Origin of the sequence: Bradyrhizobium barranii subsp. barranii (assembly GCF_017565645.3) — a bacterium.
In the GTDB taxonomy this organism is placed as follows: Bacteria; Pseudomonadota; Alphaproteobacteria; order Rhizobiales; family Xanthobacteraceae; genus Bradyrhizobium; species Bradyrhizobium barranii.
Window position 1 is genome coordinate 7550900 of record NZ_CP086136.1, and the last position, 14574, is coordinate 7565473.

16 protein-coding genes are annotated in these 14574 nt (G+C 63.6%); 10 read left to right on the plus strand and 6 right to left on the minus strand.

Annotated elements, in window-relative coordinates; genetic code table 11:
• Positions 1-52 precede the first annotated feature (52 nt).
• Positions 53-460, minus strand: a complete 408-nt coding sequence (locus J4G43_RS36850) for a hypothetical protein (protein ID WP_014493654.1) — start codon at positions 458-460, stop codon at positions 53-55.
• A 61-nt stretch (positions 461-521) separates the two neighbouring features.
• On the minus strand, positions 522-689 hold the full coding sequence (locus tag J4G43_RS36855) for a hypothetical protein (RefSeq protein ID WP_208087910.1): 168 nt from the start codon (positions 687-689) through the stop codon (positions 522-524).
• A gap of 124 nt (positions 690-813) precedes the next feature.
• On the opposite strand from J4G43_RS36855, the gene J4G43_RS36860 reads away from it, so the two are divergent.
• On the plus strand, positions 814-1377 hold the full coding sequence (locus tag J4G43_RS36860) for a DinB family protein (RefSeq protein WP_208087911.1): 564 nt from the start codon (positions 814-816) through the stop codon (positions 1375-1377).
• An 11-nt stretch (positions 1378-1388) separates the two neighbouring features.
• Here J4G43_RS36860 and J4G43_RS36865 read toward each other — a convergent pair whose 3' ends face one another.
• Complete coding sequence (locus tag J4G43_RS36865; RefSeq protein WP_321576287.1) at positions 1389-2306, minus strand: LysR family transcriptional regulator; 918 nt, start codon at positions 2304-2306, stop codon at positions 1389-1391.
• Positions 2307-2428: 122 nt separating this feature from the next.
• Between J4G43_RS36865 and J4G43_RS36870 the strand changes: the two genes are divergently transcribed.
• Positions 2429-3016 carry a Cif family virulence factor gene (locus J4G43_RS36870; protein WP_225005322.1) on the plus strand — a complete coding sequence of 196 codons (588 nt, stop codon included), beginning with the start codon at positions 2429-2431 and terminating at the stop codon, positions 3014-3016.
• 48 nt (positions 3017-3064) lie between these two features.
• Here J4G43_RS36870 and J4G43_RS36875 read toward each other — a convergent pair whose 3' ends face one another.
• Both J4G43_RS36875 and J4G43_RS36880 read right to left on the minus strand, forming a co-directional pair.
• Positions 3065-5527: a TonB-dependent receptor gene (locus J4G43_RS36875; RefSeq protein WP_208087913.1), complete on the minus strand. Its 2463-nt coding sequence runs from the start codon at positions 5525-5527 to the stop codon at positions 3065-3067.
• Positions 5528-5680: 153 nt separating this feature from the next.
• Entirely contained in the window at positions 5681-7030 is a 1350-nt protein-coding gene (locus J4G43_RS36880; protein ID WP_208087914.1) for a histidine kinase, read from the minus strand.
• 193 nt (positions 7031-7223) lie between these two features.
• On the opposite strand from J4G43_RS36880, the gene J4G43_RS36885 reads away from it, so the two are divergent.
• Both J4G43_RS36885 and fghA read left to right on the plus strand, forming a co-directional pair.
• On the plus strand, positions 7224-7844 hold the full coding sequence (locus J4G43_RS36885) for a response regulator (protein ID WP_014493646.1): 621 nt from the start codon (positions 7224-7226) through the stop codon (positions 7842-7844).
• Between the two features lie 75 nt (positions 7845-7919).
• The gene (fghA, locus tag J4G43_RS36890; RefSeq protein WP_208087915.1) at positions 7920-8765 is read left to right on the plus strand and encodes an S-formylglutathione hydrolase; all 846 of its coding nucleotides are present in this window, start codon (positions 7920-7922) and stop codon (positions 8763-8765) included.
• Between the two features lie 176 nt (positions 8766-8941).
• On the opposite strand, the gene J4G43_RS36895 is transcribed toward fghA, so the two are convergent.
• Entirely contained in the window at positions 8942-9514 is a 573-nt protein-coding gene (locus J4G43_RS36895; RefSeq protein ID WP_208087916.1) for a DUF3280 domain-containing protein, read from the minus strand.
• 59 nt (positions 9515-9573) lie between these two features.
• Here J4G43_RS36895 and J4G43_RS36900 point away from each other — a divergent pair, with 59 nt between their 5' ends.
• The 6 genes from J4G43_RS36900 (at position 9574) to J4G43_RS36925 (ending at position 14425) form a co-directional block, all read left to right on the plus strand.
• Positions 9574-10755, plus strand: coding sequence for an ABC transporter substrate-binding protein (locus J4G43_RS36900; protein WP_208087917.1), 1182 nt, complete (start codon positions 9574-9576; stop codon positions 10753-10755).
• 8 nt (positions 10756-10763) lie between these two features.
• A complete protein-coding gene (locus tag J4G43_RS36905) occupies positions 10764-11732 on the plus strand; it encodes a YVTN family beta-propeller repeat protein (RefSeq protein WP_208087918.1) in 969 nt (322 codons plus the stop codon).
• Complete coding sequence (locus J4G43_RS36910; protein ID WP_208087919.1) at positions 11729-12535, plus strand: ABC transporter ATP-binding protein; 807 nt, start codon at positions 11729-11731, stop codon at positions 12533-12535. The genes J4G43_RS36905 and J4G43_RS36910 overlap by 4 nt, the downstream gene beginning before the upstream one ends.
• A complete protein-coding gene (locus J4G43_RS36915; RefSeq protein WP_071911693.1) occupies positions 12532-13380 on the plus strand; it encodes an ABC transporter permease in 849 nt (282 codons plus the stop codon). Before J4G43_RS36910 ends, J4G43_RS36915 begins: the two co-directional genes overlap by 4 nt.
• The gene (locus J4G43_RS36920) at positions 13377-13985 is read left to right on the plus strand and encodes a hypothetical protein (RefSeq protein ID WP_208087920.1); all 609 of its coding nucleotides are present in this window, start codon (positions 13377-13379) and stop codon (positions 13983-13985) included. The genes J4G43_RS36915 and J4G43_RS36920 overlap by 4 nt, the downstream gene beginning before the upstream one ends.
• Before the next feature lie 140 nt (positions 13986-14125).
• Complete coding sequence (locus J4G43_RS36925) at positions 14126-14425, plus strand: copper-binding protein (protein ID WP_208087921.1); 300 nt, start codon at positions 14126-14128, stop codon at positions 14423-14425.
• The last annotated feature ends 149 nt before the right edge of the window (positions 14426-14574 follow it).

The window sequence follows — 14574 nt, forward strand, 5'->3', positions numbered from 1 at the left end:
GTCCGAGATAATGTTGCATCGGGCCGTTGCGCCAACGCGCCGGCTCGCTCGATCAGCGCGAGCGCTTGGGCAATTTCGGAAGCTTGTCGGGATTGAACGCGGGTACCTGCTCGGTTCGCTCACGCGCCGGCGGCTGCTGTTCCGTGAGAATGAGCGTACCCTGGAGGATCATTCCCGGCATCTGCGCTGCCTTCGCCGTGTAAGTCGCGACCTTGCCGGGGCAGTTTCCCTCGATGTCCAGCGTGAGCTCGTCGTCGATGCCGAAGACCGTTGCACGTCCGTCGGTATGACGCTTCGTCGACACGGTGGCGGTGAAGCGATCTCCATCGACCTTGCAGGAGCCGTGATAGGTCATCAGGCTGTCGCAGCCCCAGATTTGTCCGTCTGCGACATGGACGATCCCGGTACCCTGGTCGAGTGGCGTCTTGTACCACGCCGCGTAGGTGCCGTCCTTCAGCATGGGAGCAGTCTCCCTTGACATTCCCTCGCGAATAATCCGCATGATTAGCGCTAAGAAACGGTTAATCGCGCGGCCCGTGCGAATCCGGTCTGTCCCTTCGCAACTCGGCTTCCAGTTCCTCGATGATGCTGTGAAGCAGGCAGGCGGCAAGCGGATCGGTGACTTCGCGCTCCAGAAGCCTGTAACGCGCGATCTGGAATTTCCGCTCTCGCAACTGGTGCTCTGTCATCGGACGGGCCCTCCATCAAACCTACCCGGAAACAGCCAAGTCGTTTCGTTACAATTTTCAGATCATTTGCTATGGTTTCTGATCGGTAAAGGAACGCGGCGCCGAGCAAGTCGCAGGGTTTGCAATGTCGATCGTTCAAAGCTATCGCGCCTTCGCCCACAACAATGCCTGGGCGAACCACCGGTTGCTCCGCGCGTGCGCCGAGCTGAGCCAAGGCGAATTTGAGGTCGAGCGGACGGGCTTCTTCCCGAGCTTGCTGCGGACGTTGAACCACATTTATGTCGTCGACCTCTTTTACGTCGATGCGCTCGAGGGCGGATGGCTTGGGCCGAAGGCCTGGGAGGATCCGATCCCATTTCCAGCTCTCGCAGGGCTCTCGGAAGCTCAAGCATCGATGGACCGGCGCTTCATCGGCGTCTGCGATGCTCTGACACCCGCCTCCTTGAACGAAGACGTGCGGATCAATCGAGATCCCAGTGTCCAGATAGAGCGACGCGACCGGCTGCTGATGCATCTCATTCAGCATCAAATTCACCACCGTGGGCAGGCGCATACGATGTTATCGGGAACACGCATCAAGCCGCCGCAGCTCGACGAGTTCTTTTCAACCGCCGAAGCGCCGTTGAGGGCATCCGAGTTTGCCTATCTGGGCTGGACGGAGGAAACCGTTTGGGGGCCGCCCAACTGAGCGAGCCCGCGCTACCGATTGCGGTTCCGACCTGCTCCGACCGAGGCGAAGACAACCTCCATCAGCCATGCAACACCGGCGTCCTTCATCGCAGCCTTGGTTGCGATGGCGCAGATCGTATCCGGTTTACGGGCGAAAGGCAGCTCGACGAACATCAATCCGAAATGCCCGGCGTGCTGCTGCACCAGACGCCGCGGCAATGCGGCGATCAGTTCGGACCCTGCAAGCTGGACGAGCGCCATCATAAAGTTCGGGACAGTCAAGGCAATGCGGCGCTCGAGACCGCGCTTTGCCAACATCTCATCGACGAAGCCGCGCGGCTCGCCGCTGAGAGACACCAGCAGATGCTGCGCTTGCGAGAATGCCGCGGGTGTCGGAGCTCTGGCGAAGGCGTGTCCCTTGCGCATGGCCAGCACGAATTCCTCGTCGTAGAGCCTGCGCGCCTCGAAACGCGGCGATACCGCCGGCAGCGGCAGCATCGCGACGTCCAGCTCTCGTCTTTCGAGCATCTCGAGGCACTCGTGCCAGGGTTCGCCGATCGCGCCGCCGCGGGGCGCGGGCATCACATGGATCAATCCGATGTCGATGTGGGGCGCCCTACTCGCGATCGAACCGAGTAGCTGCCCCGTTGTTGAGGCGAGAACAGCATCGGGCGCGCCGATCGTAAACCGGCGATGGCTTTTTGCAGGGTCGAATGGTCTAGCCGAGCCAACCAGTTGTTCGACGCGTGCGATGATTTCAGCGATCGGGTGGTCGAGCTCCAGGGCCCGCTCTGTTGGAACGACGCCCTTCGGCGTTCGCAGGAACAGCGGGTCGTTCAAAACAAGGCGCAGCCGGCCAAGCGCGTGGCTGACAGCGGACGGCGTCAGGTTCAGTCGCGCGGCCGCGCGCGCGACATGGCGTTCTTCCAGGACCACGCGGAAGACCACAAGGAGATTCAGTTCGACCCTGGATAGATCAATTTGGTTCAGCATGTTGCTGAAATCATATCGCTGGATTCATCGAGATCAAGGCCTCAAGGAATGCGCAGAGTGCAATCAGGAGCCTCGAAATGATCAGAAGGTCGAAAGGGGTGAGCAAAGGCCATGGCTCGCCGGACAACCAGGACTCGCCGCACAGAATGTCGAGGCGCTCGATGATGATGGCGGCGGCGGCAATTCCTGCTTCCGGTCAGCTTCCGGCCAATGCAGCCGCCGGGGACGACGCGACAGCCGGTCTCATCAAGCTCGCCGGCGAGAAGAATGCCGCTTTCATGCGTGGCGACATGGGCCGCTGGTCGCAGCTGGTCCGAATTGCCCCGGATTTCACGCTGATGCAGCCCTTCGGTGGCCCTGCCAGCTTCGGATTCGACAGCAGCACAAAACGGCTGGCTGACCTGGCGCAATATTTCAGGAACGGGGAAACCGGACTGGAGGTCTTGCAGACCTATGCCTCGAACGGGCTCGTTGCGCTCGTCATGATCGAACGCCAGCGCGCGGAGGTCGGCGGCCTGCATGCCCAGGACTGGTCGCTGCGCGTCACGGAGATCTATCGCAAGGACAGCACGGACTGGCAGCTGGTACACCGCCATGCAGATCCGCTGGTCCGGCGCATTTCCTTGCAGCAAGCGGCGATCCTCGCCCGAGGCTGGGCGGAGTAAAGGCGATGTCTTTCGCCCTCCAGAGGCGGCCGGGCTTGCGTGTCGAACTCAGAACGTCATCCGCATGCCCGCATAGAACGCACGGGGCCTTGCCGGGCTCAGCGATCGCGGGTCGTTAAATTCCGCACCGCCATTGGTGAAGTTGGGCAAGGCTTCCCTGTCGAAGAAGGTGCCAAGGGTCGAGTAGCGGTTGTCGAAGATGTTGGCAACGCGACCGTAAATCTGCAGGTTCTTGGTGATCTGGTAGGAGGTGTGGAGATTGAACACCGCGTAGGACGGCAGCTTCGGAAACTGGTTGGACTCATCGCCGACGAAATACTGGCTCGAGACAAAGAGCGCGTCACCCCCGACCTTCCAGACATCGGTAACCGCATATTCGATGCTTGCCTTAATAAGGTGGCTAGGGAGGCGCGGAATGTGATTGCCCGGCAAGACCTGGATGTTGCCGGCGTCGGCGAACGGGCTCTCTGATCCAAGCGTCAGCGCGTCGAGGAAGCGCGCGTCCAGGAACGCATAGCTCGCCTGGAACTGAAGCACATTCGACTTCAGGCTCACCTCGGCTTCGATACCCTGCCTGCGCGTCCGGCCGACGTTCTGGAAAAAGCCGAAGCCCGTCAGGCCGGGAATCGGGGTCGCGAGGATGTCGTCGTAGTTGGTGGCACGGTAGGCACCGATTTTCCATCCGAGGGAGCCGATGTTCAATTCCTTGGTGCCGCGGAAGCCCGCTTCGAAGGTCTTGGATACAACTTGCTGCAGTGGGGGGTCAGCGATCAGAAACTGCCCGATGATGCACGGCCTCGCCGGATCGGCGCAGCCGAGCTCGAGTGGCGTGGGCACCCGGTTGGCTTCGGAATAGCCGGCATAGGCAGTCACTTCAGAGGTGATCTTGTAGGTGCCGCCGATGATCGGATTGAACCGATCATAGGTATGATCGCCATTGAGTGCGGTGCCGAGCTGGTCCATCAGCGTGACACGGGCCGCATTGAATCGCCCGCCTGCCGTCACCGCAAAGCGATCGTCCACGTTGAACGTGTCGAGCGCATAGAGCCCGTGATATTGGTTGACGGTGCGAAGCGACACGGGACCAACCGATGTCGGGTCACCGGAGGGACCCAGGAATATGCCGCTGCCCGTGACGACATAGTTCGTGCCTATGGTTCCTAATTCAGCGCTGCCGGTGAAGCGCGTGCTGCTGACATCATAGCTCGCGCCAACTACGAAGCGGTTCTCATGACCGAACAGCTGGTCGGTGTTGGTTGCCTGACCGGATACGCCAAACGTGATCGATTTCGTGCTGGTGCGATCGATCTCGCTGAGGATGGCGTCTGGCGCAAAGGTATTGGCGAGCTGAACGCCATTCAGGCCAAAGGCCGGGACCGTATCATTGCCAAAGCACAGGAGCGTTGGATCGGCACATGCCTGGGCGTCGGTCGGGTTTCCATCCACGGTGCTCTGTTTGAAGCTCCGCACATGCGCCGTGCCCTCAAAGGTCCAGGTCGGCGTCGCATCCACCTTGCCGGTCAGGTTGAGATAGCCGACCTTGTTGGAGATGGTTTGCGGCGTTGTGTAGGTCGCCCCCCAATATTGCTGGAGCAATTCGGCCGGAACAGTGCTGGGTCCTGCCAGGGAATTGTTGGCGACGCCGCCATTGAGGTGAAACTCGTTGCCTTCAAAGCGATACCCGACATCGCCATAGAACCGCCGGACATCCGATTGCGAGAAATTGCGGAAACCATTGTCGTGAACGCCTTCGAGCGCTCCGTAGACCGACCAATTATTGTCGACCTGCTTGCCCCATTGTGCAGAGCCCTGGATGCGGCCGAATGAGCCGCCCATGATGTCGATTTCGGCCCCTTGATAGTTGAAGCCGTTCTTCATCTGCAGATCGATGGCACCGCCGAGGGCATTGAGGCCGTATGCCGGATTGTTAGTTACGACCAGCGCCGATCGGATCGCGGCCGTCGGGATCAGATCCCAATTAACAGTGTCGGAAAACGCCTCGTTGATGCGTACGCCGTTCTGGTAGACGGCGAGGCCCTGCGGCGTGCCGGCCAGAGGTGAAGCGACGAAGCCGCGAAACTGCACATCGGGCTGGAATGGATTGCCGGTCACTTCATTGATGCTGAGACCAGGCACGTACTGCTGCAGGGCAATGGCGATATCCGGCGAGGCGGTACGCCTGATCTGGCTGGCATCAACCGCATTGATCGCGGACGGCACCTTGTCGACATCGAGACCTCGGCCGGTGCCCGGTGAGGTCGGGTAGACGTAAAGGCGTGTCTTCGGAGCGGCGGACGCCGGCGCCCCTACCCGTGCGACCGGCCGCGTTGGCGCACTGCGCCTCACGGCCGACGGCGGTGGTGCCGTGATCTCGACCGCCGGCAGATTCTGGACGTTGGTTTCCTCATCCTGCGCGGCTGCGGCGGGGCCTGCAAGGACCAAGCCCGACACCAGCCCCGTCGACACCGAGGCTATCAACAAACGACGCTTGAACCAAAGAGGCTTGCCCATCCCTGCCTTCCCATCCGTGACCACCGGCTGTTTTGATTTTCGCCGTTTGGTTGAGATGAGTGTATTCGGCGGCAGTGAGTCCGCCAGCCACAAAAGGTCTGGCACTATCCGCACCCGTTTTCCCGACCAAATCGGGAATTTTTCCCGATGCAATCAGGACGCCGCCGTCGGAACCAGCGCCTCCACGGTCAAGCCGCCGTCGTTGGAGACGACGTTGAGCGTGCCGCCCAGCGCCAGAATGCGCTCGCGCATGCCGACGAGGCCGAAGCCGAGCTTCTGGCCCGGCTCCATGCCGCGGCCGTTGTCGCTGACCCGCACGCGCGCATAGCCGCGGCCTCCGGCCTGCTCGACGGGCTCGATCACGACATTGACCGACGTCGCGCCGGCGTGGCGGAACACGTTGGTGAGCGCCTCCTGCACGATGCGGTAGATGGTGAGGTCGGCCGTCTCGCCGGTGACCCCGAGCGTGGCGGAGATCACGGTTTCGATCGCGACGTCGGGATGCGCCTCCCGCCACAGCCGCGAGAGCGATTCCAGCGCCTGGCGCAGGCCGAGCTCGGCAAGGCCGACGGGCCGGAGCCGCTCCAGCACGCGGCGGGTGAACTGCTGGAGCTGGTTGATCTGCTCCAGCAAGGCGCTGCCGTGCTTCCGGACCGAGTCGGCATTCGGCGCGCGCCCGTCCGCGAGCTTCGCCAGCGCGCTCGCATGCGCGCGCAGCGAGAACAGATACGGCCCGAATTCGTCGTGCAGCTCGCGCGCGATCTCCTTGCGCTCGACGTCCTGGAGCGACACCGCGCGCTCGGCCAAAAGCCGCTTTTCCTCCACCGCCTCGCCGAGCGCCGCCGCGAGATGATTGAGCTTGCCGCAGATCGCGGCCAGCTCGGGCGCACCGCCCGGCGTGGCGCGCGCGTCATAATGCCCGCCCTCGATCGCGGTCATCGTCTGCGCCAACGACTGCAGCGGCGCAAGCGCGCGGCCGACCACCGTCATCATTACCAGGAACAGCGCGAGCGCGATCACCGAGCCGACCTCGAGCTGGGTCACGATGGCGTCCCATATCTCGGCGATCTCGTCGTCGGGATGCGCAGTGATCACCAGCGAGCCCGGCTTGCCATGGACCGAGACCGGCACGCTCACCGCGGTCTGCTCGGGATGAACCAGGCTGACGAACCAGGCCGGCGGTCCACGCGCGTCGTCGTCGGAAGGCCGGGGCGGCGTCAGCGGGTTACCGCCGGCGTCCTGAAGCGCGATGCTGACATGGCGCAGGCGGCTCAGATCGCGCGCGATCTGGTTCAGCCTGGCATCCGGATCGGGCGCCTCGTTCAGATCCGCAACGATCATTTCGATGAATTCGCGCGCGAGCCGGATCACGCTCTGGTCCTCGGCCTGCACGCGAGGCCCGGCTTCCGCGACCTGGCGGCCGATATTGACGGCGAGCCCCAGCGCCAGCAGCAGCGCCAGCAGAAGGTTGATGCGCGCGCGCAACGATAGATTTTGCCACATTGGTGCCGCCCGTGCCTCGCGAAGGTTGGCCCGCGCCTGTCCGATGACGTTGACAGAGGCGAAGCGCCCGATATCTAATCGAAAGCGTACAGCAATCCCGGCCGGGTTGCATGAGGCGACATGAGACGCGCGCAGCGTTCTTGTTCGGATCATGCGGCGGAAAAGCAGGCCGAGGCTGTCACGGGGAACGCCTATGCGCATTCTGATCGTCGACGATCATCCCATTGTCGCCTCCGGCTGCCGTGCCGTGCTGGCCGACGAGGGCGAGATCGAGATTTTGGAGGCCGCCGACGCCGAGGACGGCGAATGCGTCTTCATTGTCGAGCGCCCCGACCTCTGCATCATCGACATCAACCTGCCGACCGTCTCCGGCTTCGAGCTCGCGCGCCGCATCCTCGAACGCGCGCCCGAGGCCCGCATCATCATGTTCAGCATGAATGACGACCCTGCATTCGCCGCGCGCGCGATCGAGTGCGGGGCCAAGGGCTACGTCTCCAAGACCGGCGACCCCGACGACCTCGTCGAGGCGATCCGCGCCGTCGGGGGCGGCGGCACCTATCTGCCCACCGCGATCGCGCGCAGCATCGCGTTTGCAGGACCGACGCTAGCACAAAGCCCGCTGTCGAAGCTGAACGCGCGCGAGATGGAAATCCTGCGGCTCCTCAGCGCCGGAAAGAGCCTGTCCGAGATCGCGTGGCTGGTGCAGTCGTCCTACAAGACTGTCGCCAACACCTCCTCGATCATGCGACAGAAGCTCGGCGTGAAGACCTCGGTCGAGCTGGTGCGGCTGGCGATTGACAGCGGCGTCGCCTGACGCGCACACCGCCACCAATTCGGTCACACAAGCGTTGCAATCTTGATGTGGTTAGATGCCACGGAGCATAACGGCATGACGATCCAGACTGTCTCGACCAACACTTCCTATGGCGGCGTGCAGGGCGTGTACCGCCATGCCAGCCAGGCGACCGGAACCGACATGGTGTTCTCGGTCTATGTTCCCCCGCATGCTGCCGGCGCAAAGCTGCCCGTGGTCTGGTATCTCTCCGGCCTCACCTGCACGCATGCCAACGTCACCGAAAAGGGCGAATTCCGCAAAGCCTGCGCCGAGCTCGGCCTGATCTTCGTCGCGCCGGACACCAGCCCGCGCGGGCCCGACGTGCCGGGCGACGCCAACAATGCCTATGATTTCGGCCTCGGCGCCGGCTTCTATGTCGACGCGACGCAGGAGCCGTTTGCGCGCAACTATCGCATGTGGAGCTATGTCACCGACGAGCTGCCCAAGCTCGTGGCGGAGAATTTTCCGGTCGACGCCAAGCGGCAATCGGTGATGGGCCATTCGATGGGCGGCCACGGCGCGCTGACGGTCGCGCTGCGCAATCCGCACCGCTATCGCGCGGCAAGCGCGTTCGCGCCGATCGTGGCGCCCTCGCTCGTGCCCTGGGGCATCAAGGCGCTGACCGGCTATCTCGGACCGAACAAGGAGACCTGGCGCAACCACGACACCGTGGCGCTGATCGAGGACGGCGCGAAATATTCCGGCTTCCTCGTCGACGTCGGCGAGGCCGACAATTTCCTGAAAGAACAGCTCAGGCCCGAGCTGCTCGAGGCCGCCTGCACCAAGGCGGGCATCCCGCTGACGCTGCGGCGGCAGGCGGGATATGACCACAGCTATTATTTCATCTCGACGTTCATGGGCGATCATCTGCACTGGCATGCGGAAAGATTGAAGGGGTGATGACTTCTTACCCTCCCCTGGAGGGGGAGGGTCGATCGCGCGAAGCGCGAGCGGGGTGGGGTGACAGTCTATCCGACGAGGCGGTGCCCGAGTGGAGAGATCACCCCACCCCGCTTCGCATTGCGCTTCGCTCCATGCGAAGCGACCCTCCCCCTCCAGGGGAGGGTAAGAGCGCCCTACTCCGGCTTCCCGTAATTCGGCGCCAGCAATCGATTGCGGATCAGATAGCTCATCGTGCGCGACCACGATTCGTCCGTGTTGCCGCGCATGTCGGCGCTGGCGACGGTGATCATGTTGCCGGTCTTCACGTCGCGCAAATAGATGTTCAGATTGATGATCAGGTTCGAGACCTTCTGCACCATGCCGGTGATCTCGAGGTCGGCGCCAAGCTGGCCAGCAAGCTTGAGGTCGCAGCCGCCGCAGGCCTGCAAATTGGCGTGACGGGCGGCATCCCTGACCGGTGCGATGTCGAGCAGCTGGAACCTTCCCGACAGCGCCAGTTCCTTGCGCAGCTGCTCGCCGATGCGCTCGAGCCGCGCCTCTTCCGGCCTGGAGCCGTAGAACTCGCCGGGAAGGCTGGTGTCGATCAGCTCGAAATCGAACACCGCGAGCCTTGGCGGATCGGCCAACGCGACCGACCCCGTCAACAGCAAAGCTGAGAAACAGATCAGCGCTCGCATGATCGTGATTCCCGGCCTCGCGCGCGCGGGGGCGAAATGCGGGGTTGCAAGCCGGGCCAAATCGGTCATGCTTTAGCAGAGACAATTCTCCACCGGCGGTCAAGCTAGGGAGAACATCTGGAGGAAACATGATCCGATGGTTGGTCGGCCTGATCGGCCTTGGTCTTGCCGCAACGAGCGCGCTCGCGGCCGACCCGGTCCAGATCGGCGTCGGCTATCTCGGCGTCGCCGGCACCAGATCGACGCTGTCGCTGGTCGAGCAGCCCGCGGAGAATGACGGCGTCGCTGGCGCGCGCCTCGCTATCGAGGACAACAACACCACGGGAAAATTCCTCAACCAGCGTTTCACGCTGGAGGAGCGCCGCATCAAGGAAGGCGAAGATCCGGTTGAGGCTGCGGCTGCGCTCGCCGAGAAAAACGGCTTCATCATCGCCGACCTGCCGGCCGACGCGCTGTTGAAGGTCTCGGACGCCCTGCGAGAGCGCGGCACGCTGCTGTTCAACGCCGGCGCGATCGACGAGCGCCTGCGCGAGGCCGATTGCCGCGCCAATGTCATCCACACCGCCCCGACGCGCGCGATGCTGGCCGATGCGCTCGGCCAATATCTGGTGTGGAAGCAGTGGAAGCGCTGGGTGCTCGTGGTCGGCTCGCATGACGAGGACAAGCTTTTTGCAGACGCGCTCCGGCGTACCGCCACGCGGTTCGGCGCCAAGATCGTGCAAGAGAAGACCTTCGAGGACAAGGGCGGCGCGCGCCGCACCGATAGCGGTGTCACGCTGATCCAACGCCAGATGCCGGTGTTCACGCAACAGTTGCCGGCCTATGACGTGCTGGTCGCCGCCGACGAGAGCGAAGTGTTCGGCGCCTATCTGCCCTATCGCACCTGGGATCCGCGCCCCGTCGCTGGCTCGGCCGGCCTCGTGCCGCGCAGCTGGGACGCGGCGCAGGACCAGTGGGGCGCGATCCAGATGCAGAACCGCTTCATCAAGCTGAATTCGCGGCGCATGACCGCGCTCGACATGCAGGCCTGGACCGCTGTCCGCATGATCGGCGAGGCGACCTCGCGCACCAATTCCGGCGACGTCAAGAAGGTCACCGACTTCATCAAGGGGCCGGATTTTTCGGTCGCTGCCTTCAAGGGCACAAGACTGACCCTGCGCGACTGGAACCTGCAGCTGCGCCAGCCGATCCTGCTGGTCGACGGCCGGATGGTGGTGTCGGTGTCGCCGCAGGAGGGATTTCTGCACCAGGTCTCCGAGCTCGACACGCTCGGCTACGACCGCCCGGAGAGCAAATGCAAGCTGAAATGAGGACGCGAATGTTGCGCATGTGGCGTGTGGGGTTGCTGTCCGGACTGGCGCTTGCGGCCGCGCCCGCGCATGCCTTCATCGCCTACGTCTCGAACGAGAAGAGCAACACGGTCTCGGTGATCGACACCGACAGCTGGACCGTGACCAAGACCATCAAGGTCGGCCAGCGCCCGCGCGGCATCGACTTCACGCGCGACGGCAAGTTCGTGATGGTCGCGGTCGGCGACGACGACACCATCCAGGTGATCGATGCGAAGACGCAAGCGATCGTGGACAGCCTGCCCTCCGGGCCCGACCCGGAATTGTTCGCGCAGGATGCCGCCGGAAAAATCCTCTATGTCGCCAACGAGAACGACAACACGGTGACCGTGATCGATCTGGAGAAGCGCGCGCGGCTCGGCGACATCCAGGTCGGCGTCGAGCCCGAGGGCATGACGATCAGCCCCGACGGCAAGACACTGATCAACACGTCCGAGACGACCAACATGGCGCATTTCATCGACACCTCGTCGCGCCAGATCGTCGCCAACGTGCTGGTCGACGCGCGGCCGCGCTTTGCCGAATTCAAGCATGACAGTTCAGAGCTGTGGGTGTCCTCGGAGATCGGCGGCACGGTCTCGATCATCGATCCCAAAAAGCACGAGGTGACCGGCAAGGTCACGTTCGAGATTCCGGGATTGCGGAAAGAGGCGATCCAGCCGGTCGGCATCGGCATGACCAGGGACGACAAGACCGCCTTCGTCGCGCTCGGCCCCGCCAACCGCGTCGCCGTGGTCGACGTCGCCTCGCGCAAGGTGACGAAATATTTGCTGGTGGGACAGCGGGTCTGGCACATGGCGTTCACGCCGGACGAGAAATACCTGCTCACCACCAACGGCGTGTCGAACGACGTCTCGGTCATCGACGTCGCCGCGCAAAAGGTGATCAAGACCATTCAGGTGGGCGAACTGCCCTGGGGCATTACGATCTCGCCATGACCAGCCCTGCTCCCATCGCCGAGCCACAGGAGATGCCGAGGCTGCAAGCGGCCGCGGTGCCGGCGCTGTCGATCGACGGCGTCAGCCATTCCTACGGGCCGCGCCGGGCGTTGATGGACGTCTCCTTCAATGTGCAGCCTGCGAGCTTCACTGCGCTGCTCGGGCTCAACGGCGCGGGCAAGAGCACACTGTTCTCGCTGATCACGCGCCTGTTCGGCATCCAGAGCGGCCGCGTCGGCATCTTCGGCCACGACATCAGCAAGAGCCCCGGCGAGGCGCTGCGGCTGCTCGGCGTCGTGTTCCAGCCGCGCACGCTCGATCTCGACCTGTCGCTGACGCAGAACCTGCTCTATCACGCCGCACTCCACGGCATCAGCCGGCGCGAGGCGGCCGCGCGCAGCGCCGAGTTGCTCGGCCGCATCGGCCTCTCGGAGCGTGCCGGCAGCAAGGTGCGCGATCTCTCGGGCGGCCAGATGCGGCGGCTGGAGATCGCCCGCGCCCTGCTGCACCGGCCGCGGCTGCTGTTGCTGGACGAGCCGACCGTCGGCCTCGACGTCAAGGCGCGAGCCGACATCATCAGCCATGTCCGCCAGCTCGTGACCGAGCACGGCATCGGCGTGCTCTGGGCCACGCATCTGTTCGACGAGATCATCGCCGGTGACGACCTCGTGGTGCTGCACCAGGGCAAGGTGCTGGCGCAGGGGCCGATGAGCCGCGTCATCACCGATGCCGGCGCGCAGGACGTCAACACCGCCTTCATGCGCCTGACCGGTGCGCAGACGATGCCGGGAGGCGCCGCATGAGCAGCATCACGACGCGGGATACACCGCGCGGTTTCTCGACTGCGGAATACATGACCTGCCTCACCGGCATCGTCTGGCGCGAGGGCCTGCGCTTCCTGCATCAGCGCGAGCGCTTCGTCTCGGCACTGGTGCGGCCGCTGGTGTGGCTGTTCATCTTCGCCGCCGGCTTCCGCCAGGTGCTCGGCATCTCCATCATCCCGCCCTACGAGACCTACATCCTCTACGAGGTCTATATCGCGCCCGGGCTGATGGCGATGATCCAGCTCTTCAACGGCATGCAGTCCTCGCTCTCGATGGTCTATGACCGCGAGATGGGCAATATGCGGACGCTGCTGGTGAGCCCGCTGCCGCGCGGGTTCCTCTTGTTCTGCAAGCTGCTGGCGGGCACCGCGGTGTCGCTGCTCCAGGTCTACGCGTTCCTGCTGATCGCCTGGTTCTGGGACATCACCCCTCCAGCGATCGGCTATCTCACCGTGCTGCCGGCGCTGATCCTGTCCGGCCTGATGCTGGGCTCGCTCGGCATGCTGATCTCCTCGGGCATCAAGCAACTCGAGAGTTTTGCCGGCGTAATGAACTTCGTGATCTTTCCGATGTTCTTCGCCTCCTCCGCGCTCTACCCGCTCTGGCGCGTGCAGGAGGGGAGCCCCTATCTCTACTATCTCTGCCAGGCCAACCCGTTCACCCATGCGGTCGAGCTGATACGTTTTGCATTCTATGGGCAAATCAACTGGATCTCGCTGGCGGTGGTGGCGGCCTGCACAATCGTCTTCATGATCGGCGCGATTCTGGCCTATGATCCCTCGCGCGGGCTGGCGCGACGGGGCCCTGCGGGAGGCGAAGGATGAAGGTTCTGGCCATGGCCGCTTTTGCGCTCGCCGTTGCGAGCACGGCTGCGTGCGCCGCCGATCCACGCTATCCCAACTGGCCTTGCACGCAGGCCAAGGTGCCGGACATCTCGCTCGCCGCCGTCTGGGCCGGTCCCGCACTCGACGACGCCGAGACCAAATGGAAGGACGACGCAAAGGTCACCGCGCTGGTCTCAAAACTGTCAGCGCGGAAGACGCCGATGGACGAGGCCGAAAAGTCGGTGAAGGAGTTTTTGGCCGGCTCCGCCGCTGACAAGACGGCGAACGCCAAGCTGTTGTTCGCCGGCTTGTTCGACACGCTCAACGCCCAGCGCTCGCAGGTCATGAACGGGCTCGAAGGCGTCAGCCGCAAACAGCGCGAGGCGGCCGACAAGATCCGCGAGGAGTCGATCCAGCTCCAGGCGCTCCAGAGCGCGACACCACGCGACGACGCAAAGGTCGATGCGCTCAGCAACCAGTTGATCTGGGAAACCCGCATTTTCGAAGATCGCCACAAGGTGGTGCGGTTCGTCTGCGAGGTTCCGACCGCGATTGACCAGCGCCTGTTCGCTCTCGGACGCGTGATCCAGCAAGAAATGGAATAGCGTCAGCCTCGCTGACGACGACTTTTCGGAAAGTTCCCGCGATATCAGCGCCATCGTTACCCTTTGCCGCGCTATCAGCCGGAACCAAATCGCTCTAGGATGGCTTGTCGACGTGAACTCCAAGACGTCGGGAGGCCTCGATGGGAACAACAAAATTCATCTTCGCATGCGCTGCAGCCATCAGCACGCTTGCGTCCCCCGCTTTTGCTGACGACATGACCGGGATGGTCACCAGAATAGACCGGCTCAACAGCACGATCTCGATCCAGCAGACACAGAAGGGCACGGTCGGCGGCAGCGCAGGCGGCGCCGGCACGCTTCAGGAGTACAAGGCCAAGGACGCCGCGATGCTGGATGCCGTCCATGCCGGCGACAGGGTGACGTACTCGGCGACCGACGACAACGGTACGGGCACGCTGACGAAGCTGCAGAAGCAGTAGGCAGGATCTTTCCTCTCCCCGCGTGCGGGGAGAGGCCGGAATGCGCGCGAAGCGCGGATTCCGGGTGAGGGGGAGCCTCCGCGAGTCCGTCCGGTCAACATTCGCGACGCTCCATCCCACCGTCATTGCGAGCGTAGCGAAGCAATCCA

Bases quoted from the DNA above. Each gene is read 5' to 3' on its own strand.
- J4G43_RS36900 (WP_208087917.1), top strand. From the start codon at position 9,574: ATGATCCGATGGTTGGTCGGCCTGATCGGCCTTGGTCTTGCCGCAACG.
- J4G43_RS36920 (WP_208087920.1), top strand. From the start codon at position 13,377: ATGAAGGTTCTGGCCATGGCCGCTTTTGCGCTCGCCGTTGCGAGCACG.
- J4G43_RS36910 (WP_208087919.1), top strand. From the start codon at position 11,729: ATGACCAGCCCTGCTCCCATCGCCGAGCCACAGGAGATGCCGAGGCTG.
- J4G43_RS36860 (WP_208087911.1), top strand. From the start codon at position 814: ATGTCGATCGTTCAAAGCTATCGCGCCTTCGCCCACAACAATGCCTGG.
- J4G43_RS36915 (WP_071911693.1), top strand. From the start codon at position 12,532: ATGAGCAGCATCACGACGCGGGATACACCGCGCGGTTTCTCGACTGCG.
- J4G43_RS36875 (WP_208087913.1), bottom strand. From the start codon at position 5,527: ATGGGCAAGCCTCTTTGGTTCAAGCGTCGTTTGTTGATAGCCTCGGTG.
- J4G43_RS36895 (WP_208087916.1), bottom strand. From the start codon at position 9,514: ATGACCGATTTGGCCCGGCTTGCAACCCCGCATTTCGCCCCCGCGCGC.
- J4G43_RS36925 (WP_208087921.1), top strand. From the start codon at position 14,126: ATGGGAACAACAAAATTCATCTTCGCATGCGCTGCAGCCATCAGCACG.
- J4G43_RS36885 (WP_014493646.1), top strand. From the start codon at position 7,224: ATGCGCATTCTGATCGTCGACGATCATCCCATTGTCGCCTCCGGCTGC.
- J4G43_RS36870 (WP_225005322.1), top strand. From the start codon at position 2,429: ATGATCAGAAGGTCGAAAGGGGTGAGCAAAGGCCATGGCTCGCCGGAC.
- J4G43_RS36850 (WP_014493654.1), bottom strand. From the start codon at position 460: ATGCTGAAGGACGGCACCTACGCGGCGTGGTACAAGACGCCACTCGAC.
- J4G43_RS36855 (WP_208087910.1), bottom strand. From the start codon at position 689: ATGACAGAGCACCAGTTGCGAGAGCGGAAATTCCAGATCGCGCGTTAC.
- J4G43_RS36905 (WP_208087918.1), top strand. From the start codon at position 10,764: ATGTTGCGCATGTGGCGTGTGGGGTTGCTGTCCGGACTGGCGCTTGCG.
- J4G43_RS36880 (WP_208087914.1), bottom strand. From the start codon at position 7,030: ATGTGGCAAAATCTATCGTTGCGCGCGCGCATCAACCTTCTGCTGGCG.
- fghA (WP_208087915.1), top strand. From the start codon at position 7,920: ATGACGATCCAGACTGTCTCGACCAACACTTCCTATGGCGGCGTGCAG.